Raw genomic sequence first — 16,946 nt, forward strand, 5'->3', positions numbered from 1 at the left:
GGATTTTAATAGAACAGATTTTGATTTTGATAGAAAAGTTAAGTAGCTTGATGCGACAACTATATTGACAAACACCGCTATTACTTGATATAATTTAGTTGGAAGATAAAGGGGTGTGGCAGTACAATGCAGGAAACATTTGAAGCAATCGGGGCAGTTGCAGAAAAGAAAAATAAGATTTTGCATAGAAGTGTATTTAATTATTTAATGCTCGCCTTTTTTGGAGGGTTATTTATAGGATTTGGCATGCTTGCCTTCATTGTGTTGGGAGGATTATTGTCTCCATCAGAAACACCGTTGTTAAAAGTGATTCAAGCAGCGGTTTTCGGAATCGCTCTATGTATGGTCATGTTTGGAGGAGTCGACTTATTTACCGGTAATAATTTTGTTTTAGCAATCGGAGCACTGGAAAAAAAGATAGGCTGGTTTGAGGTAGTGAAGATTTGGACAGTCAGTTATAGCGGAAATTTTGCTGGTGCATACTTTTGCGCATCGTTATTTTTTATGACAGGCTATGTTGTCGATGATTTGGCGGTGTACGTGGAAAAAGTGGCAATTGCAAAAATTTCGGGTTCGGCTACTGAATTATTGTTCCGGGGTATTTTTTGTAATGTGCTTGTATGTTTAGCGGTTTGGTGTACATATCGCGCAAAGAGCGAAGTCGCAAAAATATTGCTTATCTTTTGCTGTATCTTCCCGTTCATATTGGCAGGTTTTGAACATTGTATAGCTAATATGATGCTCTTTTCGCTTGCAATGATGATTCCGCACAGCGATATGATTTCTATCAATGGAGCCATGCATAATCTAGTTCCTGTAACAGCAGGAAATATTATAGGAGGCGCCGTTATTTTAGGTCTCGGTCTTTGGCTAACTGAGTGGGGGCGCAATATCACGAAGGAATAGCATGTTGCATTAATCTGCTATTAGAAATTATCCGCCTGCATGAACTTGTTTAAAAGTTGGAACTATGCCACTATAAAGGAGATGAATGACTGGAGGTTACATAAATGGAACAATTACCAAAATGCCCGGAATGCGGGTCGGAGTATACGTACGAGGATGGTCAAAACTATGTATGCCCAGAATGCGCGCATGAATGGGCCCAATCGGAGGAAACGATTGAAGAAGGATTGGTCGTCCGCGATGCAAACGGCAACCTTTTAACTGACGGGGATACCGTTACAGTAATTAAAGATTTAAAAGTAAAAGGGAGCTCCTCAACACTGAAAATCGGGACACGTGTAAAAAACATCCGTCTTGTAGAGGGCGATCACAATATTGACTGTAAAATCGACGGCTTCGGGGCGATGAAGCTGAAATCGGAATTCGTAAAGAAAAATTAAAAAATGCGAGACCCATATCTGGACGGGTCTCGCATTTTTGCATGTCCTTCAATTATTCGGCTTTAAAACTAGTAAATGCGTCCTTTAAATCTGCATCCTTCACGTCCACTTTAGCTTCTTTAATTAACTCAGCCATTTTTGTGTTCCAATCGCCTTTAGTTGCTGCGATTGCTTCACGGATTTCCTCTTTTTTCTCTTCAAGTGTACCGTAGTCTTTAACAGCACGTTTTTCTTTCACCTGAATAATATGGTAACCGAAATCAGATTTTACGGGCTCGCTAATTTCATCGACTTTTAAAGCATACGCAGCATCGTTAAATGCAGGAACCATCGCACCAACTGAGAACCAGCCTAATTCCCCGCCTTTTTCAGCAGTGCCGGTATCTACAGAATTTTCTTTCGCCAATGCAGCAAAGTCTTCGCCATCTTTTAATTTTTTGACGATTTCTTTTGCAGTTTCTTCATCTTCCACTAAAATATGACGAGCATTTAATTCTTGAGAAGCTTGGTCATAATATTTTTGGATTTCTTCGTCTGTTACTTCAACATCTTTTGTTGCTTTTTCCTGTAACAATGTGAAACGAATGTTAGTTTTCAACATTTCCTCAGTCAAATTGCTTTGTGCTAAAGCAGCTTCATAGCCTTCGCCATACTGCTCTTTCACAGTCGCCAATTCTTCCTCGATTTCCTTATCTGTTACTTTGTATTTGTCATTTAAAATTTTCTCAACTACTACTTGTTGTAATAATTGGTCCCCGGCAATTTCTTTCATGGAGTTATAAAATTCTTCTTGAGTGACATCGCCCACACTCGTTGATACAACTACTTCATCTCCGGTATTACTGCATGCAGCTAAACCGATTGAAGCAGCAACTGTTAATGCAAAAAGGGTTTTTTTCATTTTAATACGCTCCTAACTTAACTTTAATGCAATTGTAACTATAACATAAACGTTTTAAAAACAAAATGGTTGCACGTTAGTAATGCCTATGTTTTGCAAAAGCGAGTGCATACGATATTGAGAGAAGGGAGGTGGCAGCATGGGTGGCGGAGGCTATAATGGCGGCGGCTATGGCTCTGGATTCGCGTTGTTGGTTGTATTGTTTATCTTGTTGATTATTGTAGGCGCAGCGTTTATTTATTAAGCAATACTTAATAAATAATGCCAAGTCAAAGGTGATAAAAATCGGTTTTTTTCGGTTTTTATCACCTTTCCTATTTCTGGATGCAGCATGAAGAACTACAATTTAAACTGCAAGCAATACTTCTACGTACAAGCTCACAAGCAAAATCGTAATTAGTACATTAATCGTACGGAAAATTTTCGGTTGTTTTTCTTCTGGAATTTCACGTCGACTGCATAGTGCGGCAGTCATTCGATTTATTTGGAATAAGTATATTACTGAAAATAAAATGACAACGAGTAGTAACAAATTTATTCCTCCCCTCTAAAGCGTCAATAAAAACTAAAAATCAAGCGGCACTAAAATTTCATATCCTCTTGGCGTCTCTTCAATTATAGCATTGTTTGGTGCAGACATTAAATTTTTCACATATAAAAAATCCATTAAACAAATACTGCAGTGAAATGCGAGCAGTACACCAAAATAATGCGCATATTGCGGAGTTAAAAAGCCACCGACTAACAAGCCTGTATTTATTGCGAAAAAAGGTGTTAGCAATGCGAAAATATAAGAACGTTTCGGAATGCCGTTTTGCAGGCGCATATGAATAATCGGAATAAAATAATATTGTATTTTAAAACGGAATATGAGCGATTTTTTATATTGTAATAATGCGATATAATGTAAAAATTTATGCATAGGATAAATAAACGGCATTATAAAGAAAACTAACCATAAATAGCGGTCATTATGCTTACCGGTAAAATTAAAACTAAATGCAATGTATGAAAAGCAAAAAACCAGCACGAAAAGAATCAAAGCAAGTAAATAAAGTCTTGTCGTGCCGTATTCCCGTTCAATATTAATCGTCTTCCAACAATGCATGAAAAATCCCCCTAAAACGTAATGGAAAAGGTTCTACTATGTTATTCCATTAAATGATACATATTTAACATTAAGCTAACTATAATGAAAGACAAAAGAAATGTCATCAAAATAAATTGACGACATTTCTTTGATTTATATAATGTTGGTTTTCGCAAAGGAGCATGGCTCACCTGGAAGGAACCGCCTCCATATTTCATTGCATAATCAATTCTATTAAAAGTTTTATATAGAAAATTTAAGTTGTGGTAGGGATAGTTGGTTTACCCGATTCATCCAATGTTTCTTTGAAGTTGAAAAAAGAGCGCTCGAAAATTTCGATGAAGTCATCCCCGTAAATATTGCGGATAACGGCCATTACATCCAAAAATTCAGGGAAACGCCCATAAAGTTCCTTTAATGGCAATGCGCCCAATAAAATAGAATGCTCTGTATCGTGATAATGTTCGTACATACGTAAAATCAGTTCAGAGCCTTTATCTGTTAGCTCGACATATGTATTACGCTTGTCTTCATCACGTTTTGAGAAAGTCAGTAATCCGCGTTCTTCCAATTTTTTCGAAAAGTTGAAAGCGGTAGATACATGCATGACGCCGAATTTAGCTACATCCGAAATCGAGGCGCCTTTCAAGTGATATGAAATCCATAAAATATGATGTTCATTAATGTTTAAATCGAAAGGTTTAATCCATGTTTGCCAATCTTTTTCGATAGCTTTCCAAAGAGCTTTCGATAGCTGTGCGACCCTTTGGCTAAATAGCATAGCCTCTCTTTGCGAGTATAAATCTTCTGTCAAAGCAATCACCTTCTTCTTTCATTTAGCATTTTAAAATTATTATAGCAATAAAAGAAAAAACTTTAAAGTTAGAAAAATTGAATAATTAAACATTGACTGAAATATACTAAAAAAAGATATTTTTGGGATTGAATTGGCTTTTTTTATAATAATATATAGGGCTAAAAAACTATAGGTGAATAGTTGTTCATTCTTTGGTATTTTTGTTTGAGGGGATATTCTTCTCGATTTCATTTATAGAATTCTGTAAATTTTCGATTTCTTGTTTCAGTCTTGTCGTTTCAGGCTCGATTTCTGTTTTGAAAGTTGTTAAATCATCCTTTAATTCATTTATTATACTAGGCATATTATTTTGTGCTTCAGCCTTTAATGTTGTAATCGATTGTTTTACATTATTTAATTCATTTTGAACTTCTTGGAATTTGGATTTTGCAATTCTTGTGTTTGATAAAATGTTTTGTCTTAGTTGTGTGCCTGTCTGCGGCGTGGAAAATAATATAGCTGCTACACCGCCTGCTAATCCCGTTGTGACACCTAAAAGAAATGATTTTGCTTTCATAATGAGAACCCCCGCTTTATTTATTATTTTCGTTATCCAAATCTTTTTCCGGATTTTCCATCCATTAAACATGGAAAGGACAAGATGTGGTCTATCTATGGAAAAGGTTTACTGAAAAATAGTTCAAATAAAAACCAGCATTTTCTGCTGTGAAAAAGATGCTGGTAATGAAGTTTTCATCCATCGATGTATATGATTATAAATATGCTTTAATTTGTTCTGAAATAGTTGTAAGAACATCCGCAGGAAACTCTTGTTGGCGACTATTCCATTCAACTTCTAAGCCATCCGTTTCATCATAGCGCGGAACGAAATGAAGATGGTAATGGAAAATTGTTTGGCCTGCAGCTGCACCATTATTGTTAATTGTGTTCATCCCGACTGGATTAAATGCCGCTTTAATCGCATTTGCGACTTTCGGGGCTGCTGCGTATAAATTACGTGCAACTTCCTCAGGCATTTCAAATAAATCTTTGCAATGTGTTTTAGGAATTAATAATGTATGGCCTTTTGTTAATGGCGCAATATCCATAAACGCGAAAACATGGTCATCCTCATATACTTTTATACTTGGGATTTCTCCTGCAATAATTTTGCAAAATAAGCAATCACTCATCGTTGTTTTTCGCTCCTTTTCATTTATTTTCCTTTATTTTATCATAGATTATTTGGAAAACTACCTTATATTGAGGAATTGCCGTACGCTAATAGAAATGATTGATACATTCAGTGTTCAACTTCATAAGCTTTTGATAAACTTAATTTTAGAAAAGAGGAGTGACGACTGTGACAATTTTACAACTGCAAAATGTAACAGGGGGCTATACAAGAAAGCCTGTTATTGAAGACTTATCATTTGAGATCAATAAAGGGGAGCTTGTTGGGTTAATCGGATTGAATGGCGCGGGGAAGAGTACGACGATTAAGCATATTATCGGCACGCTCTTGCCGCGTTCAGGCGAAATCCGCTTAAACGGTGTGACGTTAAAAGAAAATTTGGACAAGTACCGATCAAGCTTCTCCTATATTCCGGAAACACCTGTATTATATGAAGAATTGACATTGAAAGAGCATTTGCAATTAACCGCAATGGCATATGGATTAGATGAGAAAACATTGAATGAGCGTTCGGGAAGTTTATTGAAAGAGTTTAGGATGGAAAAACGTTTGAATTGGTTTCCATCGCATTTCTCAAAAGGGATGCGCCAAAAAGTGATGATCATGTGCGCGTTTTTAGTCAATCCGAGCCTTTATATTATTGATGAGCCATTCGTTGGTCTTGATCCGCTCGGTATTCAGTCATTGCTCGATCAAATGGATGTAAAGAAGCGTGCAGGTGCATCGATTTTAATGTCGACACATATTTTATCGACAGCCGAAAAGCATTGTGACCGTATCATCTTGCTGCATGAAGGCCGTGTACGGGCACAAGGGACGATGGACGATTTGCGAAAAGCGTTCAACATGCCGTCTGCGACATTGGATGATTTGTATATTGCGATGACAAAGGAGCAGGACAATGAACAACATGCATAATGTATGGGCTAAGCGCTTCGAGCATTACATCGGCGAAGTGATGAAATATATGCGCTTCGTCTTTACAGGGCATATTGCGATTGTCCTCGTTTTTATCGTCGGGGCAGGGGGATATCAATACAGTGAATGGCTGAAGGTCGTGCAGCCCGATTTTCCGGCAGAATGGCTCATTGCCGTTATAGTAGGGGGCTTAGTTGCATTCAGTCGACCGGTCACATTACTGAAAGAACCGGACCAAGTTTACTTACTGCCATTGGAAAGCCAGATGCCGAACTATTTCAAAAAGGCGATGAACTGGACATTTTGGTCACAGCTGTTAGTGCCGGTTGTTCTTTATATAATAGCGATTCCGTTATTGAAAGAGGTTACGACACTTAGCGCAGCGGAAATTTGGCTGACTGCTGCATTTATCGCAGTTTTAAAATTTATTAATGTTCGCGCGGAATTTAATTACCGTTATGCGAATCGCGGGAATGCCATAATACTCGACCGCTTTGTACGGGCAATCGTGTCGATTATCGGAATCCAAATGACCTTGGCAGACGGTTTGCTAGGCATCGTATTTCTTATTATGATGGCTTATTATACGTTTGCATTGAAAAGGAAAGTGCAAAATAACCCTGTGCCATATGAACATTTTATTAAACTCGAGCAAAACCGCATGATGCGTTTTTACCGTTTTGCCAACTACTTCACAGATGTACCGCATTTAAAAGGTTCTGTGAAACGACGTGCATGGTTGGATATCGCGTATAAGACGATTGCTTATAAAAAGGAAAATACGCAAGCTTACCTAATATACCGCACGTTTATCCGAACAGACGACCATTTTTATTTATGGGTGCGATTAACAGCGATTTCAGCCGTTATTGCAATGTTTATTACAATACCTTTTGTAACATGGATTGTTGTTGGTGCATTGGCGTTTGCGACGACATTGCAGCTTAAATATGCCCTTATGTCTGCGGGGGACTTCCGAATGGACATGCTATATCCAATTCCCCGTGATACGAGAAAGCAGGCGGTGGCAAAATTGCTTCGCCAACTGAGTTTTGTACAGGCAATCATTGTGACATTATGTGCAGTAACGCAGCCCCAATTTTATATTGCTCCAATTGTAATAATTGCTGTAAGTGAATTAACGATGCGCATGTCCAAATAAAAAAGGGGTAGTTAGCAATCTCGCTAACTACCTTATTTTCTTCTAGGTTTAAGCCCGCTGTTCAATAGCTCTAAAATGGATTGGGCTTGCTGCATATGGAGCATCATAGCATATTGAGTGGCCTGCATCAGAATACTTGCTTTCGTGTAGTTCATCATTTCTTTTGCAATATCCGCATCACGAATTCGGGATTCAGCGGCAGTTAGATTTTCGGATGTATTCATTGTCACATTATAGGCATGCTCCAGCCGATTTTGGTATGCGCCCAGTCTTGCGCGTTCCATCGATGTTTGGTGAAGGGATTGGTCCAATTGTGAAAGTGACTTTTCCGCGTCTTCCCTTGTCGCAATCGACAGATTATCCAATCCCAATGATGAGCTGCTCACTTCACCTATTAAAACTTCAATATTTTGTCCGCTATTTGCCCCGACCTGAATTTTTAAACCGCTATCTTTATAGTCGCCATTTAATAATGTGCGCGTATTGAATTCTGTATCTGTAGAAATACGGGTTATTTCTTTTTTTAATTCTTGAAATTCGATGTCGATTAATTGACGATCCTCGTCTGTCAATGTATCGGTCGAAGCTTGGACGGAAAGTTCACGCATACGCTGAATGATGGAATGTGTTTCGTTTAATGCACCTTCTGCAGTCTGGATAAGGGAAATCCCATCCTGAATATTTTTTCCGGCCATATTCAACCCGCGAATTTGGGCCCGCATTTTTTCCGAAATGGCCAAACCTGCAGCATCGTCAGCCGCACTATTAATGCGATACCCTGTAGAAATTCGGTACAACGCTTTATTCATCGCTTTATAATTCCGCGTATAACTATTGTAAATAGCTAAACCAGCCGCACCCCAATCACCAAGTCGCATGCTGCTCCCCCCTCAAATGTTCCTTATGAATATATTATCGGCAAAGAGAGGGTGAATATTAATTATAAAAACAAGCCGCCGATTAATAAGCCGCCTATAATGACGAAAGCAGGATGGATTTTAAATTTTTCCAAGGCCAAATAACCTCCAACAATTAAAACAATTGTTGGAATGAGATTGTTTAATTCATAAGATGTTTTCGCAAAATCGAATGTTAACGATAGCATCAAAATCGCAATTGCGGGCAGCACATAGCTAGATAGCCGCTTCACGCGCGGGGAATTGCGATGCTTATACAATATATTAAGCAATAGCAGCATGAGTGCTAATGATGGCGCAATCGTTGCAAATAGCGCCACACCACTGCCGAAAATCCCAGCCACCTCAAAGCCGATATAGCCCGCCATTTTTGTCGCAATAGGTCCAGGCAATGAATTTGCAAGTGCAAGCAATTCACTGAATTCTGTTTTCGACATCCACCCGTATTTTTGTACAACTTCATGTTCGATTAACGGAATAGCGGATGGACCACCCCCGTACGCAAGAATATTCGGAAAGAAAAATGCTAAAAATAATTGAAAATACGTCATGATGCGTCTCCCCCTTTAGAAGGAAGAATAATCGCAATAATCAACAATGTAGCAATGACAAAACCTGGATGAATGTTCAACAAAATAATTGCAATAAAGCTACCGGCAAAAATAATAGCCGCCAATTTAATGCCGAGCGATGTTTTTGATTTTTTTATAAAATCCCATGTTAAAACACCCATCATAACAGCGACGATTGGAATAACACCATGTGTCATACCGCTTACAAAACTTGATTCATTAAACTGATTCAATGAACCAAGCAATAAAATCAATAGGAGCACAGTCGGAAGTACAGTAGCGATCAACGCATTAATCAGGCCAAGCCAACCTCCGACCCGATAACCAATATAGCCGGCCATTTTTGTGCCAATCGGGCCTGGTAACGTATTGCCTATGGAGATGACATCCGCAAACTCTTCGTCCGTCATCCATTCATATGTTTTGACAACTTCCTTATGAACAAGCGGAATCGTAGTAGGACCGCCTCCGAAACCTAAAATTCCTGATCTGAAAAAAGCTATGAAAATATGTAACTGTTTCGCCAATATGTTTCCTCCTTTATGTAATAAGAGAGGAGCTACCTACAATACAGATAGCTCCGCGAAATATTATTCTCTAGGTGGGGCACTATATGTCGTAATATAAGAAGATGAATTGAACATCGATTGCAGTGCTGGAGTATTTCCTTCAAATACAGGTGAAAATGAAGTTTTATAATAATCGCCATTTTTCCATACTTCATAAGAAGCAGGGCCGCCCCATTGGATAATAAATAAATATGTCTCCGCTTTAATCGGACGAAGTAAACGATATGCAATCACACCATCATTTGAATTCAGTGATGGAATGATGTCGAGAGCTTTTTTCTCGAAAACAGGGCGCTCATCTGACATAATGGGCATATTGTAAAAAGTAAAATAGCCCTTTTGCTCAAACTGTCCTTTTTGTGCAATGACTTCAAAGTTCCGAGGTACAGCAAAAATGGATTTCTTATCTGTTTCATGTAATACAACGGAGTTTCCATTTCCGTGTAATAAGATCAATGGGTGCTGCGGATTTTTTGCGATTAACTTTTCCATATAGTCAGGTGTTCCTGAAGTTACATAAAAATTCATATAACCGACCTCCTTTACACTATTATTTCCATTTATAAAGATGTTCAAGCCATTTGTCAAAAAGTTATAAGGCAGAAGGGACAATTTTATGACATTTATTTAAGAAATCTATACAAGTTTTCATGAAAAGTTTATAGTCGATAATGGATATTAATAACGTTTTTAAAGTTTGGAAATAAAAAAGAATTTATTTTAAGGGGTAGAAATCTAACATGATGAAATTTAACGATACATTATTACGTGCTGCTCGTGGTGAACAAGTGGAACATACGCCAGTTTGGTTTATGCGTCAAGCAGGTCGTTCACAGCCAGAATATCGTGAAATTAAAGAAAAATACTCATTGGAAGAAATTACTATGCAGCCTGAGCTATGTGCATATGTTACACGTTTGCCCGTTGAGCAATACAACGTGGATGCTGCAATTCTTTATAAAGATATTGTAACCCCTTTACCAGGTATGGGGGTAGATGTAAAAATCAAAGCGGGTATCGGTCCGGTCATTTCAAACCCGATACGTTCGGCGGCAGATGTAGAAAACTTGCGCGAGTTCAATGCAAAAGAGCATACACCTTATGTTTTGGAAACGATTGAAATGCTGACAAAAGAGCAGTTGAATGTTCCGTTAATCGGATTTGGAGGCGCACCATTTACTTTAGCCAGCTATATGATTGAAGGCGGTCCAAGCAAAAATTACGCAAAGACAAAATCATTTATGGTATCACAGCCGAAAGCTTGGTTTTTACTAATGGAAAAGCTTGCAGATATGATTATTGCAGATATTACTGCCCAAGTGGAAGCAGGGGCAAAAGCAATCCAGATTTTCGATTCTTGGGTAGGCGCATTAAATGTGGAAGATTACCGCATTTTCATCAAACCAACGATGACGCGTATTTTTGCCGAGCTGCGTGCTTTAAATGTGCCTTTAATTCAATTTGGTGTCGGGGCATCACATTTAGTGAACGAATGGCATGATTTGCCGATTGATGTAGTAGGTTTGGACTGGCGTCTGCCAATTCGTGAAGCGGAAGCGCGTGGTGTAACGAAAGCAGTCCAAGGTAATTTAGACCCGACATTGTTATTGGCGGATTGGAATGTAATCGAAGCAAGGGCGAAAGATATTGTAGATCAAGGTTTAGCACATACAGGCGGCCATATTTTCAATTTAGGGCACGGTGTATTCCCGGAAGTGGATCCAGCCGTACTAAAACGCCTTACAACTTTTGTACATGAATACAGCCGAGAGCAAATCGCAAAACGTTAATTTTATATATTTTGGTAGATAGATGTATCTAAAAATATTCAGAGGTGATAGTACATGAAGGAAGTACGCGGGTTATTAGTGATGGCATATGGTACGCCATATAAAGAAGAAGATATTGAACGTTATTACACACATATTCGTCATGGCCGCAAGCCAAGCCAAGAGCATATCGATGATTTAACAGAGCGTTACCGCGCGATTGGCGGTATTTCACCTCTTGCAAAAATGACGGAAGCGCAGGCTCATGCATTATGCGCACGACTTAACGAAGTGCAAGATAAAGTGGAATATAAAGTATTTATCGGCTTAAAGCATATTGAGCCATTTGTCGAGGATGCAGTAGAGGCAATGGTGAAAGAAGGTATTACTGAAGCGGTATCGATCGTTTTAGCACCACACTTCTCAACATTTTCGATTAAGTCATACAATGGCCGTGCAAAAGAAGCAGCCGAAAAATTAGGTGGTACGCTAAATATCACTTCTGTTGAAGCTTGGTATGATGAACCGAAATTCATTGAGTTTTGGAAAGAAGCAGTGAACGGCGAGCTTGCGAAAATGACTGATGAAGAGCGTGCACATGCATGTTTAATCGTATCGAACCACTCATTGCCAGAAAAAATTAAATTAGCCGGCGACCCTTACGAAGAGCAATTAATCGAAACGGCGCGTTTAATTAAAGAGGCTTCCGATATCGTAAATGTGGAAGTAGGCTGGCAATCTGCTGGTCAAACACCTGAGCCATGGCTAGGTCCGGACGTACAGGATTTAACGAAGGATTTATTTGAGCAAAAAGGCTATAAAGCATTCATTTATACACCGGTAGGCTTCGTGACGGAGCATCTGGAAGTTCTATATGACAATGATATTGAGTGTAAAGTTGTATGTGATGAAATTGGCGCAAGCTACTATCGCCCGACAATGCCAAATACCGATCCTTTGTTTATTGATGCAATGGTAGATGCGATCAATAAAAAAATTGCGAAATAAAGTAGAGAGTGATGATGAAGGTGACTTTAAAAAGGGGAAAGGTTGTTATCGTTGGCGGTGGAATCACTGGTTTGACGACGGCATACTATTTACAGCAAAAAACGAAGGCGCATAATTTACCGTTGGATATCGTGTTAATCGAAGCGTCACTACGTTTAGGTGGTAAAATCCATACTGTACGCAAAAATGGATATATTATCGAACGTGGGCCTGAATCGTTTTTTGATACAGGTAGCAGTGTCCGTAAGTTGGCACGTGATTTAAATATCGAACATGAAATGATTCAGAATAATAATGGTCGAACTTTCATCGCAGTTGGTAGCAAGCTGCACCAAATACCGAGTAATCTTTTGCTCGGGGGGTCACCTAAAATCTTTCCGTTTATAAAATCGAATGTCCTATCTGTAATCGGTAAGCTGCGAGCAGCGGGAGATTTATTTTTACCGAAACTGCCGCATGAAGCAGACGAACCGATTAGCGAGTTTTTCCGCAGACGTTTTGGAAAAGAGCTTGTAGAAAATCTAGTCGAGCCAGTGTTGGCAGGCACATTTGCCGGTGATGTCGACCATGTAAGCATGCAGTCGATGTTTCCGCAATTTTATCAGCTGGAAAAAGATTACCGCAGCTTACTGATCGGCATGAAAAAAACAGGAAAAGGGATTTATGCGCTAGTGGATACGCCGGGGGAAATTCATTACGAATCATTTATAGACGGATTGGAATCATTAATCGAGGCACTGGAAAATTCTTTGACAGATGTAAAAATTCTAAAAGGATTAAAAGTGAATTCCATCGAAAATCAAAGTGAGCATACACAACTGATAGAACTGAATGATGGTACATCCATTCAGGCAGATAAAATAGTCGTCACGACACCGTTCAATGTGACGAAAAAAATCTTCCGTGATTCGGAAATTATGCAACAAGTTCCAGACATGAATTATGCGACAATAGCAACCGTAACGATGGCTTTTGAAGAGGGCTCGATGCAAAAGTATGAAGATGCACTTAATTTCTTTGTCTCCCGCAACAGTGATTTTGCAATTACAAGCTGCACATGGAGCCACCGGAAATGGGATAATGTATCTCCTGAAGGCCATGACTTATTGAGAGTATATATCGGTCGTGTCGGCGATGAATCAATCGTGGAGCTATCGGATAGTGAAATTGAAAAAATTGTACTGCAGGATTTGGAAAGAGCAATCGGATTAGATACACAGCCATTATTGACAGTAGTCGCTCGCTGGAAAGAAGCAATGCCGCAATATACAATCGGTCATGAAGCACGCATGTCGACAATGAAGGCACAGTTTTATAAGGAATTTCCGCATGTTTATTTGGCTGGAAGTTCCTATGAGGGAATCAGTATTCCGGACTGTGTGCTGCAAGGGAAAGATGCTGCTGAAAAAGTAATCAACCAATTAGTCGAATCTAAATTAGCGATATAATATTTCAATAGTCAAATTGAACGAAAACGCTGTATTAAAAGTGAAGCTGCTTTTAATGCAGCTTTTTTGTGTGCAGGGAATGCATGGTCGGTGGGATCATATATAGCCCGCGCCAAATTTGCTTGAGCTCTTATACCTTTAGCCGTTCACAAATTTTCCCTATTCCTTTCATGCAAATTTCACATTTTTTTAGTACGCTATTTGGTGAGGTGCAATGACTATGAAAAGAACTCGAATCTACTTTCTTTGTTGCATAATTTTTCTGCTCGCAGGCTGCAGTGGGGAAAGATTGCAAGAAATCAATCCGCACCAGCCTTTTGTTGCATCCGTAAATATTATACAGCCATCTATTACGTTTTATGACAATTCCGGGGAATTAATCGCGACCTGGCCTTTTGAGAAGGGCTATACAGGAGCAGCATTAATCGGCTTTGACCATGTGGTATTATATGGCTATCAATTGGAAAAAGCGGATATTGTACAGCTTTCGTCCGGTAAGTTTGTTCGTTCTATTGATGTAGGGGCCGGTGTGACAAATGCATACTATGATGAAATGACAAGCCGTTTATTTATGACAAACGGGAAAACGAATGAACTCGCCAGCTATACGGATAAAGGAATACTTGCGAATAAAGTGAAACTCCGCAATTATCCGATGTCCATGGTCTCGGCGCATGATTGTTTATATGTTGTAAATTATAAGGACACGGTGTTATCAGTCGTTCATAAAGAAAGCTTAAACGTGGTGGATGAGTGGTCTATATTGTCTTCCTCACAAGGACTGTTTATAGCAGAAGAACGTCAAGAGCTATGGGTAGGCGGTCATGGAAAAGGAAATAAACCGAATGAGTTCGTTCAAGTATATAATATGGCTACAGGGCAATTAAAAAATAAGATTTTGCTGCCGCTTATGCCGATTGCTTTTTCGCAAGCAGAGGGTGATGTCGTCATATCGAGTCATGGCTCAAATATGATTTATCGTGTGACGCTGGATGGGGATGTTTTGTGGAAGCGGGAGATTGGAGCGAATCCATTTGCGGTCACCCAATTTCAGGATAAGACGGTTGTTGCGGGATATGACGACCATACACTTTATTTTTTAGCGGATGGCGAAGTCCGGAAGCAAGTCCAAACATATAAAGGTCCTTTTCAATTGCTCGTAAGGGGGGATAGGCATTGACGACCATTTTAATAGTGGATGATGAAGAGAACATGCGAAATCTGATCGATGTCATTTTGCGCAATTCCGGCTTTCATACATTGCATGCAGGTGGCGGTGCTGAAGCGTATTTTATATTGTCGCGGCACCAGGTTGATTTAGTATTGCTTGATGTAATGATGCCGGGAGAAGACGGATTTGCTGTTTGTGAAGCGATACAGGCGATGGCTGCTGTCCCGATTATTTTTCTGACAGCCCGGGATGCAAATGAAGATAAAGTTAAGGGACTCATGATCGGCGGTGATGATTATATCGTGAAACCGTTCACCGGCGATGAGCTTGCCGCACGGATTTTTGCGGTATTAAGAAGGGCAGGTGTCGCAAGTGAACAACCCCAAATCAATTATTTGCGATGCGGGGTCATAAAAATAGATGAAGTTTCGCGCAAGGTATATGTCAATCAGGAAGCGGTGACTTTGACTTTAAAGGAATTTGAGCTTTTGCATTTGTTTATGCTGAAGTCGGGAATTGTCTATACACGTGAACAACTTTTGGAGCGTATTTGGGATGGCGATTATGTGGGTGGGACACGTACTGTTGATACACATATTAAAACATTGCGGCTGAAACTAGGCAAAAAATCGAAAGACGCGAGTGAATACATTCAAACAGTATGGGGTGTAGGCTATCGCTTTGAGTACAGGACATGAAAAAATTATCCTCAAAGCTGTGGCTGCTGATTGTCCTATTTTTAAGTGCTACAGTTATTTTTATGTACATATTTACGAATTTTCTGTATGAACAGCTATATGTGGAAGATACGAAAGCGACAATGATTGAAACAGGTGAAAAGCTCCAAGCAAAATATGCCGGCGGAAAAGTGTCGGAAGAGCTCATCGCCGATATTGAAGCATTTGCCGCTTATTCCAATATCGAAATATTTGCCGTTCGCAATCCGCGCGAGCTAAGCGCATGTGTGCCTTTTGAAATTGATTATGATGCTTTGATCGGGACCGATGAGCGTCAGCAGCTCCTATCAGGAAAAGCCATAACGAAAATAGGCTATGAAGAACGCTTCGAACGTCAGATTATATCTGTGATTTTGCCTTTTACCGATCAAAACCGATTAGAAGGGATCATTTATCTATATTATCCGCTTGCAAAAATTTCGGAGCTGGCAAAAGAAGAGGTGATTTTGCTTAGTACCGGGGCGATTATGTTTTTGCTTGTCGCTGCATTTTTCGTATATCAAGGAATGCGAAAAATTCTACAGCCGTTGGAAAATTTGCATCAAGCGGTAAATCAAATGACAAAAGGCGATTACGATGTGCGGGTCAACGTTTCATTAAATGATGAAATTGGCCATTTATCATCGGCCTTCAACCAAATGGCCGATGCAATCCAAAGGGATGACGAAGCGCAAAAATCCTTTTTGGCAACGGTTTCGCATGAACTGCGCACACCGATCAGCTATGTGAAAGGCTATAGCGAAGCCATTCAAAAAGGGTTGATTGAGGAGGAAAAGCGTGAAGAAGCCATCCAATTAATCGTGAGAGAAGCAGCACGGATGGAAAGATTGACGAATGAGCTTATGCAGCTTGCACGAAAAGAGAATGTACAGCAGGAAGCGCAATACGACATGCTCGTGCTCGCCGAAACAATTCGTGATGCACTTCGTCTAGTAAGTCAAAAAGTGACAGCAAAAAATATAAAATTGGTGCTGCGACTAAACGAAGATATTATTGTCATTGGCGATGAGGAAAAGCTCAAGCAAGTATTCATTAATATTATTGAAAATGCGATTCATTATTCATATGAACAATCAAACATCATCATTGAGTCGGACATCGTACAGTCACAAGCCGTATTGACAGTCACCGATTATGGCATAGGAATCCCATCCGAAGATTTGCCGCATGTGACGGAGCGATTTTATCGCGTCAATAAAGCCCGGAGTCGTTCAGACGGGGGCAGCGGTCTCGGATTATCGATTGTCGAGCAAATTGTTAAACAGCATAAAGGAAATTTAAAAATTGCAAGCAAATTAGGTGAAGGGACATCCGTTTTTATAACGCTCCCTTTAATGGAGGAATAAT

21 protein-coding genes are annotated in these 16,946 nt (G+C 39.5%); 11 read left to right on the top strand and 10 right to left on the bottom strand.

Going from position 1 to position 16,946, the window contains the following annotated elements; translation table 11 throughout:
• Window positions 1–126: 126 nt before the first annotated feature.
• Both ACTHOQ_RS08500 and ACTHOQ_RS08505 read left to right on the top strand, forming a co-directional pair.
• The gene (locus tag ACTHOQ_RS08500) at window positions 127–906 is read left to right on the top strand and encodes a formate/nitrite transporter family protein (RefSeq protein ID WP_440495477.1); all 780 of its coding nucleotides are present in this window, start codon (window positions 127–129) and stop codon (window positions 904–906) included.
• 104 nt (window positions 907–1,010) lie between these two features.
• Window positions 1,011–1,346 (top strand): zinc ribbon domain-containing protein YjdM, encoded by a 336-nt coding sequence (locus ACTHOQ_RS08505; RefSeq protein WP_440495479.1) that lies wholly within the window; start codon window positions 1,011–1,013, stop codon window positions 1,344–1,346.
• Window positions 1,347–1,398: 52 nt separating this feature from the next.
• Here ACTHOQ_RS08505 and ACTHOQ_RS08510 read toward each other — a convergent pair whose 3' ends face one another.
• Complete coding sequence (locus ACTHOQ_RS08510) at window positions 1,399–2,247, bottom strand: peptidylprolyl isomerase (RefSeq protein WP_440495481.1); 849 nt, start codon at window positions 2,245–2,247, stop codon at window positions 1,399–1,401.
• A 139-nt stretch (window positions 2,248–2,386) separates the two neighbouring features.
• Between ACTHOQ_RS08510 and ACTHOQ_RS08515 the strand changes: the two genes are divergently transcribed.
• On the top strand, window positions 2,387–2,491 hold the full coding sequence (locus ACTHOQ_RS08515) for a YjcZ family sporulation protein (protein WP_081483416.1): 105 nt from the start codon (window positions 2,387–2,389) through the stop codon (window positions 2,489–2,491).
• 102 nt (window positions 2,492–2,593) lie between these two features.
• Here ACTHOQ_RS08515 and ACTHOQ_RS08520 read toward each other — a convergent pair whose 3' ends face one another.
• From ACTHOQ_RS08520 to ACTHOQ_RS08540, 5 genes are all read right to left on the bottom strand, one after another.
• Complete coding sequence (locus ACTHOQ_RS08520) at window positions 2,594–2,779, bottom strand: hypothetical protein (protein WP_191699486.1); 186 nt, start codon at window positions 2,777–2,779, stop codon at window positions 2,594–2,596.
• A gap of 33 nt (window positions 2,780–2,812) precedes the next feature.
• Entirely contained in the window at window positions 2,813–3,355 is a 543-nt protein-coding gene (locus tag ACTHOQ_RS08525; RefSeq protein WP_440495483.1) for a DUF3267 domain-containing protein, read from the bottom strand.
• 238 nt (window positions 3,356–3,593) lie between these two features.
• Window positions 3,594–4,157: an HTH-type transcriptional regulator Hpr gene (locus ACTHOQ_RS08530; RefSeq protein WP_440495630.1), complete on the bottom strand. Its 564-nt coding sequence runs from the start codon at window positions 4,155–4,157 to the stop codon at window positions 3,594–3,596.
• 181 nt (window positions 4,158–4,338) lie between these two features.
• Window positions 4,339–4,710 (bottom strand): YtxH domain-containing protein, encoded by a 372-nt coding sequence (locus ACTHOQ_RS08535; RefSeq protein ID WP_440495484.1) that lies wholly within the window; start codon window positions 4,708–4,710, stop codon window positions 4,339–4,341.
• Between the two features lie 196 nt (window positions 4,711–4,906).
• Window positions 4,907–5,326: an HIT family protein gene (locus ACTHOQ_RS08540; RefSeq protein ID WP_502229918.1), complete on the bottom strand. Its 420-nt coding sequence runs from the start codon at window positions 5,324–5,326 to the stop codon at window positions 4,907–4,909.
• A gap of 170 nt (window positions 5,327–5,496) precedes the next feature.
• Between ACTHOQ_RS08540 and ACTHOQ_RS08545 the strand changes: the two genes are divergently transcribed.
• Both ACTHOQ_RS08545 and ACTHOQ_RS08550 read left to right on the top strand, forming a co-directional pair.
• Window positions 5,497–6,246 carry an ABC transporter ATP-binding protein gene (locus tag ACTHOQ_RS08545; protein ID WP_440495486.1) on the top strand — a complete coding sequence of 250 codons (750 nt, stop codon included), beginning with the start codon at window positions 5,497–5,499 and terminating at the stop codon, window positions 6,244–6,246.
• Window positions 6,230–7,408, top strand: a complete 1,179-nt coding sequence (locus ACTHOQ_RS08550) for an ABC transporter permease (RefSeq protein WP_440495488.1) — start codon at window positions 6,230–6,232, stop codon at window positions 7,406–7,408. The genes ACTHOQ_RS08545 and ACTHOQ_RS08550 overlap by 17 nt, the downstream gene beginning before the upstream one ends.
• A 32-nt stretch (window positions 7,409–7,440) precedes the next feature.
• Here ACTHOQ_RS08550 and ACTHOQ_RS08555 read toward each other — a convergent pair whose 3' ends face one another.
• From ACTHOQ_RS08555 to ACTHOQ_RS08570, 4 genes are all read right to left on the bottom strand, one after another.
• A complete protein-coding gene (locus tag ACTHOQ_RS08555; RefSeq protein WP_440495490.1) occupies window positions 7,441–8,286 on the bottom strand; it encodes a flagellin N-terminal helical domain-containing protein in 846 nt (281 codons plus the stop codon).
• Window positions 8,287–8,348: 62 nt separating this feature from the next.
• Entirely contained in the window at window positions 8,349–8,876 is a 528-nt protein-coding gene (locus ACTHOQ_RS08560) for a chromate transporter (protein ID WP_440495492.1), read from the bottom strand.
• On the bottom strand, window positions 8,873–9,424 hold the full coding sequence (locus ACTHOQ_RS08565) for a chromate transporter (RefSeq protein ID WP_440495494.1): 552 nt from the start codon (window positions 9,422–9,424) through the stop codon (window positions 8,873–8,875). The genes ACTHOQ_RS08560 and ACTHOQ_RS08565 overlap by 4 nt, the downstream gene beginning before the upstream one ends.
• 63 nt (window positions 9,425–9,487) lie before the next feature.
• A complete protein-coding gene (locus ACTHOQ_RS08570; protein ID WP_440495495.1) occupies window positions 9,488–9,994 on the bottom strand; it encodes an antibiotic biosynthesis monooxygenase family protein in 507 nt (168 codons plus the stop codon).
• A gap of 212 nt (window positions 9,995–10,206) precedes the next feature.
• Between ACTHOQ_RS08570 and hemE the strand changes: the two genes are divergently transcribed.
• The 6 genes from hemE to ACTHOQ_RS08600 all read left to right on the top strand — a co-directional run bounded on the left by hemE (window position 10,207) and on the right by ACTHOQ_RS08600 (window position 16,945).
• Entirely contained in the window at window positions 10,207–11,256 is a 1,050-nt protein-coding gene (gene hemE / locus ACTHOQ_RS08575; protein ID WP_440495496.1) for a uroporphyrinogen decarboxylase, read from the top strand.
• A 54-nt stretch (window positions 11,257–11,310) separates the two neighbouring features.
• Entirely contained in the window at window positions 11,311–12,243 is a 933-nt protein-coding gene (hemH, locus tag ACTHOQ_RS08580) for a ferrochelatase (RefSeq protein WP_440495498.1), read from the top strand.
• Between the two features lie 14 nt (window positions 12,244–12,257).
• Window positions 12,258–13,691, top strand: coding sequence for a protoporphyrinogen oxidase (hemY, locus tag ACTHOQ_RS08585; RefSeq protein WP_440495499.1), 1,434 nt, complete (start codon window positions 12,258–12,260; stop codon window positions 13,689–13,691).
• 289 nt (window positions 13,692–13,980) lie between these two features.
• Window positions 13,981–14,871, top strand: a complete 891-nt coding sequence (locus ACTHOQ_RS08590) for a YncE family protein (protein WP_440495501.1) — start codon at window positions 13,981–13,983, stop codon at window positions 14,869–14,871.
• Entirely contained in the window at window positions 14,868–15,560 is a 693-nt protein-coding gene (locus ACTHOQ_RS08595; RefSeq protein ID WP_440495502.1) for a response regulator transcription factor, read from the top strand. Before ACTHOQ_RS08590 ends, ACTHOQ_RS08595 begins: the two co-directional genes overlap by 4 nt.
• A complete protein-coding gene (locus tag ACTHOQ_RS08600; protein ID WP_440495503.1) occupies window positions 15,557–16,945 on the top strand; it encodes a sensor histidine kinase in 1,389 nt (462 codons plus the stop codon). Before ACTHOQ_RS08595 ends, ACTHOQ_RS08600 begins: the two co-directional genes overlap by 4 nt.
• Window position 16,946 lies beyond the last annotated feature (1 nt).

The organism is Solibacillus silvestris (assembly GCF_051967575.1).
GTDB lineage: Bacteria > Bacillota > Bacilli > Bacillales_A > Planococcaceae > Solibacillus > Solibacillus silvestris_B.